Source organism: Streptomyces sp. MBT65, from assembly GCF_016612545.1.
Taxonomy (GTDB): domain Bacteria; phylum Actinomycetota; class Actinomycetes; order Streptomycetales; family Streptomycetaceae; genus Streptomyces.
Window position 1 is genome coordinate 1 of sequence record NZ_JAENRY010000279.1, and the last position, 14887, is coordinate 14887.

Sequence of the window (14887 nt, forward strand, 5' to 3'; positions counted from 1 at the left end):
TTCGGCGTCCTGGCCTACTACGCCGTCGCCAACGCCTCCGCCCTGACCCTCACGAAGGAGGAGGGCCGACAGAGCCGTCCCGTCCCCGTCATCGGTCTGACCGGCTGCGCGACTCTCGCCTTCGCCCTGCCCACGGACACCGTCGTCTCGGGCACCGCGGTTCTCGTCCTCGGGGTCGCTCTCTACGGACTGAGGAAGGCCACGAAAGGCTGAGTGGGGAAACTTCCCTGCCGTGGGTGCGCACCGCCGGCTGTCTCCCGTACGACCGACCCTGAGAATCCACGCAGCCGACGAACAGTGACGACTTCCGACGAGGTGGCTCCGGTTCGGGCCCGGACGTCACTGTTCGTTCGGGCCGGTGGAGACGGGCCCTGGCGTAGTGGACGTCCCGCCTCCGAGACGACCACGCCCGTATCCGATCCGACCGCGCCAGGTGACCGGCGGCCGTCTTCCCCGCCCCGGACGACTGGACGGAAGATGGTGTCCTGCCACGTCGCGCCCCGCGCAACTCACCGCGTGGCGAAGCTCGTTGGAAGCCCGTTGGACGCTCATTGGAAGCTCGTCGAGTGAAAGGTGACTCCTCATGGCCGACGAGTTGGCCGACGAGCCGACCGCGCCACAGACCCCGCCCGGCATCGAACCCGGCGTGCCCAACGTGGCCCGGATCTACGACTACTTCCTCGGCGGCCGCACCCACTACCCCGCCGACCGCGCAGCCGCCCAGCGCATCACCGCCGCCAACCCCCAGGCACCCCTCCTGGCCCGTGCCATGCGCCGCTGGCTCGTACGCGTCGTGGGCGCCATGACCGCCGAGGGCATCACCCAGTTCCTCGACCTGGGCGCCGGCCTGCCCACGCAGGACAACGTGCACGAGGTCGCCGCCCGCCACCACCCCGACACCAGGGTCGTCTACGTCGACAACGACCCCACCGTCCTCGCCCACGGCAGACCCCTGCTGCGCCCCGGACGATCCCTCCTGCTCCTGGGCGACGTACAGGACATGGCGTCCGTCCTCGACCACCCCGACCTGCACACCCTGATCGACCTCACCGCCCCGCTCGGCGTCATCGTCTCCGGCGTCGTCCACTTCCTGCCCGAAACACCCGCCACCACAGCCCAGTTCACGGTCCTGCGCCATCGCCTGGCCCCAGGCAGCGCCCTCGCCCTCAACTCCCTTGTGTCCGACGCCGATCCCACCGGCGCCACCACACTGTTCCGCCTCTACCAGGGCGAAACCGGCCGCGGCCAACTCCGCACGGCCCACCAACTCCGGCAGTTGTACGGCGACTTCGACCTCCAGCAACCAGGCCTCGTCCCCCTCGACGACTGGCGTCCCGACGTCCCCGTCGCGCCGTCCGCTCTCCCCGAACCGCTGATCTGGGGCGGCATGGCCCGCAAGCCGTGAGCCCCGCCACCGACCGCTCACGCGTCGATTCCTCGAGCTCGCCGCCGGCAGCGGAGCCGGCCGGGGGACGCCGAACAGGCCGGGCATCAGCACTCAGGACGGGACCGCATCTCGGCGTCCGCATCGCCGAGTCCGGCCGCAGGTTCCGGACAACGACGAGGTGGCACACATGCCAGTGCCCGCCCACCGTTACCCACGGTGGACGGGCACTGACCTACTCACTCGTACTCACGGCACTGTCGCGACCGGAGCGCTCAGCCCTCTTCCGGCGTCAGCCGCAGCGAGATGCTGTTGATGCAGTACCGCTGGTCCGTGGGCGTCGCATAGCCCTCGCCCTCGAACACGTGCCCGAGGTGCGACCCGCACCGGGCGCACCGCACCTCCGTGCGCACCATCCCGTGCGAGCGGTCCGCGATCAGTTCGACCGCGTCGGTGTCCTTCGGGTCGTAGAAGCTCGGCCAGCCGCAGTGGGACTCGAACTTCTCGGTGGAGGTGAAGAGTTCGGCGCCGCAGGCGCGGCAGGAGTAGACGCCCTTCGTCTTGGTGTCGGTGTACTCACCGACGAAGGCGGGCTCCGTGCCGGCCTGCCGCAGTACCGCGTACTCGGCCGGGTTCAGCTCCGCGCGCCATTCCTCGTCCGGCTTTTCGACGTCGTACGACATGCAGCTCAGCCCCTTACTTCGCGAGACGGTCCAGGATCCGCGGGCCGAGGTCGGTCACATCGCCCGCTCCCATGGTGAGAACCAGATCACCGGGCTTCGCCATTCCCGCGACGGCCTCGGGGACGTCCGCCTTGTCGTGGACCGGGGTCACGTCGGCGCCCGCCGCGCGCGCGGCTTCGATGATCAGGTCGCTGGTAACGCCGGGGATCGGGTCCTCGCGGGCCGGATAGATGTCCAGGACCAGGGACGCGTCCGCGAGGGCCAGGGACTGGCCCATCTCCTTGCCGAGCTCCTGGGTACGGGAGAAGAGGTGAGGCTGGAAGACCACCAGCAGCCGCGCGGAGGAGGCCGCCGCACGCATCGCCTCCAGGTCGGCGGTCATCTCGGTGGGGTGGTGGGCGTAGGAGTCGATCACCTGGACGCCCGCCGCGTCGCCCTTGAGCTGGAGGCGCCGCTTCACTCCGGTGTACGCGGCCAGCGCGGGCGCCAGTTCCCCGGCGGGGATGCCGAGCGCGACGCCGGCGGCGAGGGCCGCGACCGCGTTGCTCGCGTAGTGGCGGCCGGGGACCGAGACGGTGAAGGTGAGTTCCTCGCCGCCCAGCAGGACGGTCACCTCGCTCTTGAGGCCCTGCGCGACCACGGACAGGATGCGTACGTCGGCGTCCTCCGCCTCCCCGTACGTGACCGCCGTCACCGAGTCGGCCACGCGCCGGGTCAGCTCGCGCGCGCCCTCGTGGTCCGCCGAGATCACCAGGGTGCCGCCGGGCACGATCCGGTCGGCGAAGGTCTGGAAGGACTCGTAGATCTCTTCCATGGACGCGTAGTTGGCGTGGTGGTCCAGCTCCACGTTGAGGACGATCGCGACCTCGGGGGCGTACTTGTGGAAGCTGCGGTCGGATTCGTCCGCCTCGGCGACGAAGATCTCGCCCTCGCCGTGCAGCGCGTTCGAACCCGGGGCGTCCAGGTCGCCGCCGATCGCGTACGACGGGTTCAGGCCCAGCTCGGTCAGGGACACCGCGAGCATCGACGTGGTGGTCGTCTTGCCGTGCGTGCCGGCCACGGCGATCGGGCGCAGGCCGTCCATCAGGCGGGCCAGGGCGTCCGAGCGGTGGACGACCGGGATGCCCAGCTCGGCCGCGCGGGCCAGCTCGGGGTTGTCCTGGCGGATCGCCGACGACACGACCACGGAGCTGGCGTCGTCGGCGAGGTGCTCCGCCGCGTGCCCGATGTGCACCGTGGCACCCAGGGCGCGCAGGGCGTCGGCGGTCGCGGAGTCCTTGGCGTCACTGCCCGCGACCTTCGCCCCGCGCTGCGCGAGGATCTTGGCGATCCCCGACATCCCGGCCCCGCCGATGCCGATGAAGTGCGGTCGGTCCATGGCGGTGGGAAGGCCGGGTGCCATGTGTGTCTCCCTGTGCGTGCTGGTTCCGTACTGATACGGCGGATGTTCGACGGCCAGCCTATTCGGTGCCACTGACAATCACGGACACCCGTCGGCCGCCGCCGCTCGCCGCTACTCCTTGCTGTGCGAGAACAGCTTCAGCACCGGTACGCCGACCTTGTGACGGGCCCGCGAGGCCCAGTCCCGGTGGAAGAACTCCTCCACGTAGTGGGGGTCGGTCAGCACGATCACCTCGTCCGCGCCGATCTCGTCGACCAGGGTCTTCAGCGCGTCCAGCGGGTGGTCCTCGATGAGCCGGCCCTCGGCCGCGCTGCCCGCCGCGTGCAGGGCGTCCAGGGACACCGAGAGGGCCTGCGCGCCGAGCGCCGCCGCGTCCTTGCCCTCGGGGGTCTCCCGCTCGTGCGCCGCCTCGTCGAGTTCGCCCAGGGCGACGTCGTCGATGGCCCGCAGCAGGCGGTCCGCCTGGTCGCCGCGGGGCTGGAGCAACACGTGGAAGGAGACGGACTCGTCACCGTGCAAGGTGGTGACGAACTCCACGTCGGCGGACGTAAGGGCCTTCTCGATCATCAGTACGCTTGTGAACACCAGGCGCCCCTTCTCCTTCGAGGACCCGCGGGCCCTCTCTCCTCCGTGGGCCGTCGAGGCCCTGCGGAAACCATCCTGCCCCGTGATCGCACGGGTACTGCCGGTTTTAGTGTGCCCGTCGAAAGACAAACGGAACGGATCATTCCGCCCGTCTTCAAGACCGACGGTAGCGACCGAACAGGAACCCGGCCTCTTCCAGCAGGGACACCAGTTCGAAGCGCGAGGGAACCTTAACCGACGGCCCGCCCGCGACCCGCTGCGCGTCCCCCGCCACGAGCATCGGCGAGAGGGTCAGACACAGTTCGTCGAGCACCCCGGCGGCCACGAACTGCCCCAGCAGCCGCGGCCCGCCCTCGGTCAGCAGCCGGGTGTGCCCCAGTTCGGCGAGCGCCGCCACGGCCCGCGCGGGGTCGACACCCGCACCGTCACCGGCGACGACCACCCGGGCGCCCGCCTTCCGCGCGGCCGCGACCCGGTCCGGCGGAGCCTGGGCGCCCGTCACGATCAGCGTCGGCACCAGGGGCGAGACGAAAAGCGGAAGCGAGAAGTCCAGGTCGAGGCTCGCGGTGACGACCGCGATCACGGGCGCCGGGCCCTGCCCGGCCTCGGCCCGTGCCGCCGCGAACTCGGCACGCGCGCGTGCGGGTCGATAACCCTCCTGGCGTACCGTTTCCGCACCGACGACCACGACGTCCGCCAGCGCCCGCAGGGTGCCGAAGATCCGCATGTCGGCGTCACCGGAGATGGGCTGCGAGCGCCCCTCGTGCTGACCGGCCCCGTCGAGCGTGGACACCATGTTGGCGCGCAGCCAGGGGCCGTTCCCGGCGGGGTAGGCGTACGCCTCCGCCAGCTCCAGGAGCCCCCACTCCCGGTCCGCCCCACGCGCGTCGGGGGCCCCGTCCGAGGCCTGGGCTGCTGTTTCGTCGGTCACAGGGAACAGGCGTCGCATGTCGTGCAGTGTGGCACGCCCCCTGGGGCCTGTCCGATGGCGCCCGCCTGCCTCTAGACGCCATGCACGTACTCTCGGCGCACCTCCTGCGACCCGAGCCGCCTCCGCGGCGGGCGCGAGGCCGCGCCACGGGCGGCGACGGCAATTATCGGACAGGCCCTAGACTGATGAACCGTGTCATCCTCCTCCGCCGCCTCCGGGATCAGCCCGATAGCAGACGCGGCCCCGCTGTCCCTGTGCGCCCGTGAGCCGTTCGTCCCCGCGGACCGGCTGGTCGCCGAGATGGTGCCGCCGCCGCGCTTCGACTCGGTGCGCTTCGCCACGTACATCCCGGACCCGAAGCAGCCCAGCCAGACCGAGGCGGTCGGCGTCCTGGAGGCCTTCGCCGCCGGACTCGGCGGGGCACACGCGGCCGGCGGCGCCAAGCGCGGCTTCCTCGGCTTCGGCAAGGGCAAGGCGCCCAAGACTCCCGCAGGCCCCCGTGGCGTCTACCTCGACGGCGGCTACGGCGTCGGCAAGACCCACCTGCTGGCCTCCCTCTGGCACGCCACCCCGGCCGAGCCCGCGCTCAAGGCCTTCGGCACCTTCGTCGAGCTGACGAACCTGGTCGGCGCGCTCGGCTTCCAGCAGACGGTCCGGACGCTGTCCGGCCACCGTCTGCTGTGCATCGACGAGTTCGAGCTGGACGACCCGGGCGACACCGTCCTCGTGTCGACCCTGCTCGGCAAGCTGGTCGACGCGGGCGTGGCGCTCGCCGCCACCTCCAACACCCTGCCGGGCAAGCTCGGCGAGGGCCGGTTCGCGTCCGTCGACTTCCTGCGCGAGATCCAGGGTCTGTCCGCGCGCTTCCGCTCACTGCGCATCGACGGCGACGACTACCGCCACCGCGGTCTGCCCGAGGCCCCGAAGCCGTTCACCGACGAGCAGGTCACGAAGGCCGCGTACGCCACGGCGGGCGCCTCCCTCGACGACTTCCCGCAGCTGCTCGCCCACCTCGCCAAGGTCCACCCCAGCCGCTACGGCGCCCTGACCGACGACCTCGACGCCGTCTGCCTCACCGACGTCCAGCCGATACCCGACCAGTCGACCGCGCTCCGGCTCGTCGTCCTCGCGGACCGGCTCTACGACCGTGAAGTGCCCGTCCTGGCCTCGGGGTTGCCCTTCGACCAACTGTTCAGCGAGGAGATGCTGAACGGCGGCTACCGCAAGAAGTACTTCCGCGCGATCTCCCGTCTCACCGCGCTGGCCCGGGACGCCAAGGGCCTCGTCGAAACCGCTTAGTTCACGCCAGCCCAGGCACGCTTTTCACGCTCTCTTCCATCGGAAACGTTCCGTTAACCCTGCAAACAACTTCACCGGGTTACCGTGTCACTTGACCAGCCGTTGACCTGGCCTTGGTCTGTACTAGGAACACGAACGGGCTGAAGGGGGGCGCATGTTCCGAGGTAAGACGGCTCGGACCGTCGTGACGCTCCTCACTGCCGTCCTGTTCGCGCTCCCGTTCTTCGCTCCCATGGAATCCTTCGCAGCCGCGCACACAGCGCGTCATGCGGAGGCCAAGACCCAGCCCGGTCTCCAGCTCAGCGGCAAGGCCCTGCGCGCCGAGACGATCACCTTCCGCGACTGCGGCGCCTCCGGGACCCCCACCGTCCCGCTCCGTCTGCGCGACCGCTACCGCTCCGCCGACTGCGGGCCCGAGACGCCCGCGCGCCCGCTCCTGACCGAGGACCCGGCGGCCGTACGCACATCACCGGCGGCCGGCACGGCGCACCACCGCACATCGAGATCCTCGACAGCCCACTCCCCGGCGGCACTTCAGGTCTTCCGCTGCTGAGAGTCGGGCAGGCAGTCAGTTCCCCCACGCACACTGTCATGCAAGGCCGACGCGCCCTGAGGGCGCGCCAGGAGGAGTCCACACTTCATGCAGCCCCTCATCGACAACGCCCGTACGTTCGGACAACGCCCTGAGGAGTTCGCCCAACTCGCCGAAGGCCAGTCCCCGCAGGTGCTGTTCATCACCTGCTCGGACTCCAGGGTCGTCCCGGCCCTGATCACGGGCGCCCGCCCGGGCCAACTCTTCGAGCTGCGCACCGCCGGCAACATCGTCCCGCCGTACGCCTCCCAACACCCCACCAGCGAGGCGTGCACCATCGAGTACGCCGTCGAGGTCCTCGGCGTCTCCGACATCGTGGTCTGCGGCCACTCGCACTGCGGCGCGGTCGGCGCCCTGGTGCGCGGCGACGACCTGACCGCCGTACCGGCCGTGCGCGACTGGCTCACGCACGCCACCCCGAGGCCGCAGGGCGCGGTCGAGGACCCGGCCGTCTCCGAGGGCGTGCAGAGCCACGTCCTGACGCAGTTGCTACGGCTGCGCTCGTACCCGTACATCGAGAAGAAGCTGAAGGGTCGTCAACTGTCCCTGCACGCCTGGTTCTACGAGGTCCACACCGGCGCCGTCCAGGTGCACGACCCGGCCGTCGACGCCTTCAAGGCCCTGTGAGCGCGCCGATGTCGACCAAGTTCCCTTATCTGCGGCAGGACTTCGCCGCCTCCCTCGTCGTGTTCCTGGTCGCGCTCCCGCTCTGCGTGGGCGTGGCCGTCGCCTCCGGTGTGCCGGCCGAACTCGGCCTGGTCACCGGCATCGTGGGCGGGATCGTCACCGGACTCATGCGGGGCAGCAGCCTCCAGGTGTCCGGTCCCGCCGCCGGTCTGACCGTGCTGGTCTTCGAGGCGGTGCGGGAGTACGGGCTGCCCGCCCTCGGGGTCATCGTGCTCACCACCGGTGTCCTTCAAGTCCTCATGGGCGTCCTGAAGTTGGGGCGCTACTTCCGGGCCATCTCGGTCTCGGTCGTCGAGGGCATGCTGGCCGGTATCGGACTGGTGCTGATCGCCGGGCAGTTGTACTCGGTGGCGGGGGCGAAGGCCCCCGCCTCGGGGCTGGACAAGATAGTCGAGCTGCCCGGCGCGCTCGTCGACGCCGTCGGGAGTACGAAGGCACTGGCCTCGCTCGCGCTCGGCGCCGCCACCATCGCCGTCCTGGTGCTGTGGAAGCGGCTGCCGACCAAGGTGCGTACGGTGCCGGGTCCGCTGGCCGCCGTAGGACTGGCGACGCTCGCCGCGCTCGCGTTCGGGCTGCCGGTGGCGACCGTCGAGGTGCAGGGGCTGCTCGGGTCGCTGCAACCGCCGCCGCTGAGCGCGTTCGGTGAGCTGGCGCAGGTCGGGGTGCTGGGCACGATCGTCGCGTTCACGCTGATCGCGTCCGCGGAGTCGCTGTTCAGCGCGGCGGCGGTGGACCGGCTGCACTCCGGGCCACGCACCGCGTACGACAAGGAACTCGTCGCGCAGGGCGCGGGCAACGCGATCTGCGGGCTGCTCGGCGCGCTGCCGATGACCGCGGTGATCGTGCGCAGCGCGGCGAACGTGCAGGCGGGCGCGCGGACGAAGGCGTCCCGGGTGATGCACGGCGTCTGGCTGCTGCTGTTCGCGGCGCTGCTGCCGAACGTCCTCGCGTACATCCCGATCCCGGCCCTGGCGGGCATCCTGGTGCACGCCGGAGCCAAGCTGATCCCCGTCCGGGAGATCGTGTCGCTGTGGCGCGAGCACCGCGGCGAGGCGCTGATCCTGGTCGTCACGGCGCTGTCGATCGTCGCGGTCAGCATGTTCGAGGGCGTCCTGATCGGCCTCGCGCTGGCCGTCGCGAAGACGGCGTGGGAGGCCTCGCACATCAGGATGGAGGTCGTCGACAAGGGCGCGGGTCCCGTGCAGGCGTATCTGTCGGGCAACGCGACCTTCCTGCGGCTGCCGAAGATCCTCGACAGCCTGGAGGCGCTCCCCCAGGACCGGCCGGTCGAACTCCACCTCTCCGGCCTGCACCACCTGGACCACGCCTGTCGTACGGCCCTGGAGAACTGGGCGGAGCGGCACAGCGCGGCCGGCACCGAGCCGGTGAAGATGACGCCGGTGGAGGTCACGGCGGTGAAGTAGGGGCGTCGGTGCCTGCTCCGGGATGATCGTGGCCCCGGAGCAGGCACCGGGCATACCCTTGCAGGAGCAGACACAACGGCCTCTCGACGAGGGGGTCAGGATGCTCCAGGAACTGCTGGTGGCGGGCTTGGCGGCCGGTTCCGCGGGCGTGGTCTACGTCGCCGCGGCGGCCAGGGTCGTCAAGCAGTACGAGCGCGGGGTGGTCTTCCGGCTCGGGCGGGTGGTCGGTGAGGTGCGGGGGCCCGGCTTCACCACGGTCGTCCCGTTCGTGGACAAGCTCCGCAAGGTCAACATGCAGATCGTCACGATGCCCGTGCCCGCGCAGGAGGGCATCACCCGCGACAACGTCACCGTGCGGGTGGACGCCGTCGTCTACTTCAAGGTCGTCGACGCGGCCGACGCGATCATCAAGGTCGAGGACTATCGCTTCGCGGTCTCGCAGATGGCGCAGACCTCGCTGCGCTCGATCATCGGCAAGAGCGACCTCGACGACCTCCTCTCCAACCGTGAAAAGCTCAACCAGGGGCTGGAGTTGATGATCGACAGCCCCTCCATCGGGTGGGGCGTGCAGATCGACCGGGTCGAGATCAAGGACGTCTCCCTGCCCGAGACGATGAAGCGCTCGATGGCCCGCCAGGCCGAGGCCGACCGCGAACGCCGGGCCCGCATCATCAACGCCGACGCCGAGTTGCAGGCCTCCAAGAAACTCGCCGAGGCCGCCGAGCAGATGTCGGAACAGCCCGCGGCCCTCCAACTACGCCTGCTCCAGACGGTAGTTGCGGTGGCAGCCGAGAAGAACTCGACACTCGTGCTCCCCTTCCCCGTCGAGCTGCTGCGCTTCCTGGAACGGGCACAGCCACAACCACCCCAGCCCCCTCCGCCGCCCGCCGTGGAGCAGTAGCGTGGCGGGATGCGCCCGAGGATCGTGATCGTCGCGGTGGCCGCCGCGCTGGCGAGCGTCGCCGGATGCGGCTCGCACGTGCCCGCGCCCAGCGCCTCGCAACGGATCGCGGTCACGAGCACGGCGTTCACCGAGGGCGGCTCGGTCCCGCGCCGCTACACCTGCGACGGCGAGGACGTGTCACCGCCACTGTCGTTCGCGGGCGTCCCGGCGAACGCCGCCGAACTGGTCGTACTCCTCGAGGACCCGGACGCCCCGAACGGCACCTTCACACACTGGCTGCTGTGGGGAGTCCCCCCGCACGACACCCGCCTGACGGCCGGATCCACACCGCGGGGCGCGACCGAGGGCCGCAACGGCTTCAAGAAGATCGGCTACGGCGGCCCGTGCCCGCCCCGGGGAGCCGAGCCCCACCACTACGTCCTCTCGGTGTACGCCACCGACCAGAGGCTCGCCCTCGCCACCGACGCCTCACCCGACGCCGTACGCCACGCCCTGACCGGCCACATCCTCGCCTCGGGCACGCTGACCGGCCGTTACGGGCGCTGACTGGCGGGGCCCGCCCCCGCGCCGCAGGATCGAGGGAGCCGACCGAAGGGGTGTCCCATGTCCAAGAAGGGCGCGAAGCGCGAGAACGGGAAGAAGAGCCTCACCGAGCTGCTGCGCGTCCCCGCCGGCCACCCGGTCGACCTCTCCTCCTACGACGCCGAGGCGACCCCCGGCGGCCCCGCGGACAAGGCCGCAGGCCTCAAGGACACCGCCCGGATGGGCGAACACCTCGCCGACCTGCAAGAACGCCTGTGGGCGGCGAGCACCTCCGGCGACGGACGCCGGCTGCTCCTCGTCCTCCAGGGCATGGACACCAGCGGCAAGGGCGGCACGGTCAAGCACGTCATCGGCCTGTTCAACCCCTCCGGCTGCCGGATCAGCGCCTTCAAGGCACCCACACCGGAGGAGCGGAAGCACGACTTCCTCTGGCGCATCAAACGGGCCCTCCCCCACCCCGGCGAGATCGGCATCTTCGACCGCTCCCACTACGAGGACGTCCTCATCGCCCGCGTCCGCGAACTCGCCCCGCACCGCGAGATCAACGACCGCTACACCCAGATCAACCGCTTCGAGAAGTCCCTGACCGACGACGGCACGACCGTCGTCAAGTGCTTCCTCCACATCTCCTACGACCAGCAGCGCCGCCGCCTGCTCGAACGCCTCGACAACCCGGACAAGCACTGGAAGTTCAACCCCGGCGACATCGAGGAACGCGCCCTGTGGCCCGCCTACCAGCAGGCGTACGAGATCGCCCTCGACCGCTGCTCCACGCCCGAGGCCCCTTGGTACCTCGTCCCGGCCGACCGCAAGTGGTACCGCAACTGGGCGATCAGCCGCCTGCTCCTGGACCACCTGACGGCGCTGGATCCGCAGTACCCGAAGGCGGACTTCGATGTGGAGGCATGCCGGGAGCGGCTGCTGACGGCCGACTGACCGGGCACTCCGTGTCGATAGCCGATTAACACCTTTTCGCACCATATCTTCCTATGGTGACCATTCGAGTACGACGAGTCGCCGCCGCCTGTGCGCTCGGCGCCGCGCTCACCGCCTGCGGGGCCCCCTCGGCGCCCCACGCCAGCCGTCCGGCGCCCAGCGCGCCCACCGCCGCCGTCTCGCGGCCGCCCACCCTCGCACCCGGCCCCGCCGGTCTGACCCCCGTCTTCAAGAACGGTCCGCGGGTGGACGGCAAGACCGTCGCGCTGACCTTCGACGCCGACATGACCGCCGATCAGGGGCAGCGCGCGGCGGCGGGCGAGCACTTCGACAATCCCCGACTGATCGCCACGCTCCGGGCGTTGAAGGTGCCGGCAACCGTGTTCATGACGGGGCGGTGGGCCGACGAGTACCCGGCCGAGGCCCGCGCCATCGGACGGGACCCGCAATTCGAGATCGCCAACCACTCCTACAGCCACTACGCCTTCACCGGCGACTGCTACGGCCTGCCGACCGTGTCCCCGGACCGGATGAAGGCGGATGTGGAGCGGGCGTACACGGCGTTCAAGAAGGCGGGCGTGCCGAACGCGATGCCGTACTTCCGCTTCCCCGGCGGGTGTTACGACCGGCAGGCGCTGAAGACGCTGAGCGCGGTCGGTGTCACGGCGGTGCAGTGGGACGTGGTGAGCGGCGACGCGTTCGCGACGGACTCGGACGCCGTGGCCCGGCAGGTGCTGGACGGTGTGAAGCCCGGCTCGGTCGTCGTCATGCACTGCACGCGCAGCGCCGCCCCGGCGACCGAGAAGGCCGTCCGCATGATCGTGCCCGAGCTGCGCAAGCAGGGGTACCGGTTCGTGAAGGTCTCCGAGCTGATCGGGGCCACGGACCGGCACCGCTGAAGCACGCGCACTCCTCCTACGCTGGTCCCATGAGCGACGAAGAGCCGGAGACCGTGTACGCGGAGTGTGTGCTGTGCCGGGAGCCGACGGAGTACCCGGAGTCGCACAAGGGGATCACGCTGTGCCCCGTGTGCGAGTGGCAGGAGGCGCAGCGCAGCGCCTGTTCAGGGTGAGCGGCGGGAGGTGAGGGCGCAGGTCACGGCGGTCGCGGCCGCCGTGACCAGGGCCGCACCGGCCAGCGGCAGCAGCGGGACCGGGACCGTGCCCGACTGCGAGCCGGTGACCAGGCCGCTGACCGCCGCCTGTGCCGGGGAGCCGGTCACCACGACGGCGAGCAGCGCCGCCAGCAGCATCGCGGGCACGGCCCGGCCGGGTGAACGCAGCAGCGGCCAGTTGGTGAGGGCGCCGACCGCCGTGCCGAGCAGGGCACAGGCCAGGGTCGCGAGCAGCCCGGCCGCGGCGGCGGCGGGGAGCGCCACCCGGGTGCGGTGGTCGGCGCTCGCCGGGTCGCTGATCAGCGTGACGACGAGGGTCGCCGCCGTGCCGAGCGCCGCCGCGGTGATCAGCGCGACCAGCAGACAGGCGAGGTGCGCCCGGCCGGGACCGACCGCCGCCGCGACACAACTCCGGGCCGCGGGCGGCTCGTTGGTCGTACAGATCCGCACCAGCCAGGCGGCGACGGGCAACAGCGCCGCGGCCGTGTAACCGAGCGAGTCGAGCACCGGCTGCCCGCCCTGGACACCGATGCCCAGGAACGCGGCGTACAGGATGACCGGCGGAAGCCAGCGCTGTGAGCGCAGCAGGAGGGCGGCCTGGTAGCGCAGGAGGGCTGTCATCGCCGTCACCGGGGGCTTTCGTCGTCGAGGGGGAGGTCCGGGTCCGCGAGCCGGTGCAGGCTCACCACGTGCCACGGCGGGCGGGCCGCGAGCAGGGCGCGGAGCAGGACGTCCGAGCGGGAGGCGGGGACGGTCAAGTGGTGGGTGCCGGGCGTCGGTTGCGTCGTTGCGGTGATGAACCGGTCCGCCTCGGGCGGGAGTTGACTTCCCGGTGGGCCCTGGACCTCCACCGAGACCTGCGGTCCGGCCGGCGAAGTGGCACTCTCCGTACGGCGGTTGAGGGTCCCGTCCACCACGGTGTACGTCGCGTCGGATGCCCCCACGAGGCGGCCCGGGTCGTGGTCGACGAAGACGACGGCTCCACCGGCCGCCGTCCGTTCGGCCACCGCCCGCTCCAACTCGGCCCGGGCGTCCGCGTCCAGGCCCGTCCACGCCTCGTCGAGCACGAGCAGCTCCGGCTCGGCGAGCAGGGCCTGCGCCACGGCGACCTTCTGGCTGCTGCCCTTCGAGAGGCGGGTCATGGGTGTACCGGCATGGGCCTTGGCGCCGAAGCGGTCGAGCCACTCACCGGCGGCACGGGTCGCTGCCGCGCGGGAGAGGCCGTGCACGGTGCCGAGGTGGGTGAGGTAGCCCTCGGCGGTGAAGGGGAGCGCCTGGGGGAAGCGTTCGGGGACGTAGGCGGTGCGGGGGCGGCCTGTGACCCTGCCTTCGGTGGGGGCGTCCATGCGGGCGAGAAGGCGGAGGAGGGTGGATTTGCCGGTGCCGTTGGGGCCCTCGATGCGGGTCAGGGTGTTCGGGGCCAGGGCCAGGTTCACGTTGCGGAGGATCCAGGGGCCCCTGATTCCGTAGCGGCGGCCGACGTTGTTCAGCTGTAGATCGCTTCGCATGAGGGCATCTTCTCGCGAGAGTGCCGTGGGGAGTGGGTAGTTTGGCGGGTGCGGGTGGGTCCCCCGGTGGTGCTCTCAAGGGGCGGTTCTCCACCTGGCAGACTGGACGTGTGACCAGTGATTCCGCCGTTCCCGGTGACAGCGCCGACCCCTTTCTCAATGAGCCCACCTCGCGCGATGAGGCTCCGCAGTTCGTGTTGCCCCTGGTGGTGCGGATCGAGCGTGACGCTCCCCCGGCGCGTACCGACGCGCTGGAGACCGCTGCCCGTGCCGTGCTGACGATCCTCAGCGACGATCGGGCCGTCGGGGACGGGGAGTGGGCGCAGGTCATGCGGGACTGGCAGGACGCGCGGATCCGGAAGGTAGTCCGGCGGGCGCGTGGGGCCGAGTGGCGGCGGGCCGAGGCGCTGCCGGGGATCACGGTGACCGGTAAGTCCGCGGAGGTACGGGTCTTCCCGCCCGTCCCGCTCGACGGCTGGCCCAAGGATCTTGCCCGGCTCCAGGTCTCCGGCACCGACCTCGACGACCCCGAACCGCCGGCCGACGCGGACCCGACGGCACCGGTGCTCTGGCTGAACCCCGACCTCGACATGTCCGCCGGCAAGACCATGGCCCAGACCGGCCACGGCGCCCAACTGGCCTGGTGGGAACTGTCCGACGACGAGCGGACCGCCTGGCGGCAGGCGGGCTTCCCCCTCTCCGTACGCACCGCCACTCCCGGCCAGTGGGCCGAACTCACCACCAGCGAACGCCCGTTGGTCCGCGACGCGGGCTTCACGGAGATCGCACCCGGACTGACGGTCGCGGTCGAGGGGCACCACCGCGCCGGCGAGTTGCACGCCGAGGAACAAGGACCCGTCGGCTGAAGGGGTGGGGCCCTCCCCCTCCCCCCTCC

At 71.1% G+C, this 14887-nt stretch carries 17 protein-coding genes and 1 pseudogene; 12 read left to right on the forward strand and 6 right to left on the reverse strand.

Annotated elements, in window-relative coordinates; genetic code table 11:
• Both JHN63_RS40365 and JHN63_RS40370 read left to right on the forward strand, forming a co-directional pair.
• A pseudogene (locus tag JHN63_RS40365) lies at positions 1-213 on the forward strand (amino acid permease); the annotation flags it as partial.
• A 370-nt stretch (positions 214-583) separates the two neighbouring features.
• Entirely contained in the window at positions 584-1405 is an 822-nt protein-coding gene (locus JHN63_RS40370; RefSeq protein WP_234478426.1) for an SAM-dependent methyltransferase, read from the forward strand.
• Positions 1406-1659: 254 nt separating this feature from the next.
• Here JHN63_RS40370 and msrB read toward each other — a convergent pair whose 3' ends face one another.
• The 4 genes from msrB to JHN63_RS40390 form a co-directional block, all read right to left on the reverse strand.
• Positions 1660-2067 (reverse strand): peptide-methionine (R)-S-oxide reductase MsrB, encoded by a 408-nt coding sequence (gene msrB / locus JHN63_RS40375; protein ID WP_200690090.1) that lies wholly within the window; start codon positions 2065-2067, stop codon positions 1660-1662.
• A gap of 13 nt (positions 2068-2080) precedes the next feature.
• A complete protein-coding gene (murC, locus tag JHN63_RS40380; protein ID WP_200690091.1) occupies positions 2081-3469 on the reverse strand; it encodes a UDP-N-acetylmuramate--L-alanine ligase in 1389 nt (462 codons plus the stop codon).
• A 111-nt stretch (positions 3470-3580) separates the two neighbouring features.
• Positions 3581-4054 carry an indole-3-glycerol phosphate synthase gene (locus tag JHN63_RS40385; protein WP_200690092.1) on the reverse strand — a complete coding sequence of 158 codons (474 nt, stop codon included), beginning with the start codon at positions 4052-4054 and terminating at the stop codon, positions 3581-3583.
• Between the two features lie 154 nt (positions 4055-4208).
• Positions 4209-5003 carry a pyrimidine reductase family protein gene (locus JHN63_RS40390; RefSeq protein WP_200690093.1) on the reverse strand — a complete coding sequence of 265 codons (795 nt, stop codon included), beginning with the start codon at positions 5001-5003 and terminating at the stop codon, positions 4209-4211.
• Positions 5004-5177: 174 nt separating this feature from the next.
• Between JHN63_RS40390 and zapE the strand changes: the two genes are divergently transcribed.
• From zapE to JHN63_RS40435, 9 genes are all read left to right on the forward strand, one after another.
• Positions 5178-6284: a cell division protein ZapE gene (zapE, locus tag JHN63_RS40395; RefSeq protein WP_200690094.1), complete on the forward strand. Its 1107-nt coding sequence runs from the start codon at positions 5178-5180 to the stop codon at positions 6282-6284.
• Positions 6285-6438: 154 nt separating this feature from the next.
• Positions 6439-6837 carry a hypothetical protein gene (locus JHN63_RS40400; protein ID WP_200690095.1) on the forward strand — a complete coding sequence of 133 codons (399 nt, stop codon included), beginning with the start codon at positions 6439-6441 and terminating at the stop codon, positions 6835-6837.
• An 87-nt stretch (positions 6838-6924) separates the two neighbouring features.
• Entirely contained in the window at positions 6925-7503 is a 579-nt protein-coding gene (locus tag JHN63_RS40405) for a carbonic anhydrase (RefSeq protein ID WP_200690096.1), read from the forward strand.
• An 8-nt stretch (positions 7504-7511) separates the two neighbouring features.
• The gene (locus tag JHN63_RS40410) at positions 7512-8987 is read left to right on the forward strand and encodes a SulP family inorganic anion transporter (RefSeq protein WP_200690097.1); all 1476 of its coding nucleotides are present in this window, start codon (positions 7512-7514) and stop codon (positions 8985-8987) included.
• 100 nt (positions 8988-9087) lie between these two features.
• Complete coding sequence (locus JHN63_RS40415) at positions 9088-9888, forward strand: slipin family protein (RefSeq protein WP_200690098.1); 801 nt, start codon at positions 9088-9090, stop codon at positions 9886-9888.
• A gap of 9 nt (positions 9889-9897) precedes the next feature.
• Entirely contained in the window at positions 9898-10437 is a 540-nt protein-coding gene (locus JHN63_RS40420; protein ID WP_200690099.1) for a YbhB/YbcL family Raf kinase inhibitor-like protein, read from the forward strand.
• 57 nt (positions 10438-10494) lie between these two features.
• Complete coding sequence (locus JHN63_RS40425) at positions 10495-11370, forward strand: PPK2 family polyphosphate kinase (protein WP_200690100.1); 876 nt, start codon at positions 10495-10497, stop codon at positions 11368-11370.
• 53 nt (positions 11371-11423) lie between these two features.
• Positions 11424-12269, forward strand: a complete 846-nt coding sequence (locus JHN63_RS40430; RefSeq protein WP_200690101.1) for a polysaccharide deacetylase family protein — start codon at positions 11424-11426, stop codon at positions 12267-12269.
• A gap of 29 nt (positions 12270-12298) precedes the next feature.
• Complete coding sequence (locus tag JHN63_RS40435; RefSeq protein ID WP_200690102.1) at positions 12299-12442, forward strand: hypothetical protein; 144 nt, start codon at positions 12299-12301, stop codon at positions 12440-12442.
• On the opposite strand, the gene JHN63_RS53335 is transcribed toward JHN63_RS40435, so the two are convergent.
• Positions 12434-13105, reverse strand: a complete 672-nt coding sequence (locus JHN63_RS53335; RefSeq protein WP_234478427.1) for an ABC transporter — start codon at positions 13103-13105, stop codon at positions 12434-12436. The two genes, JHN63_RS40435 and JHN63_RS53335, sit on opposite strands and share 9 nt — an antisense overlap.
• A 5-nt stretch (positions 13106-13110) precedes the next feature.
• A complete protein-coding gene (locus JHN63_RS53340) occupies positions 13111-13992 on the reverse strand; it encodes an ATP-binding cassette domain-containing protein (RefSeq protein WP_234478428.1) in 882 nt (293 codons plus the stop codon).
• A 110-nt stretch (positions 13993-14102) separates the two neighbouring features.
• Between JHN63_RS53340 and JHN63_RS40445 the strand changes: the two genes are divergently transcribed.
• Positions 14103-14858, forward strand: coding sequence for a peptidyl-tRNA hydrolase (locus tag JHN63_RS40445; RefSeq protein WP_200690103.1), 756 nt, complete (start codon positions 14103-14105; stop codon positions 14856-14858).
• Positions 14859-14887 lie beyond the last annotated feature (29 nt).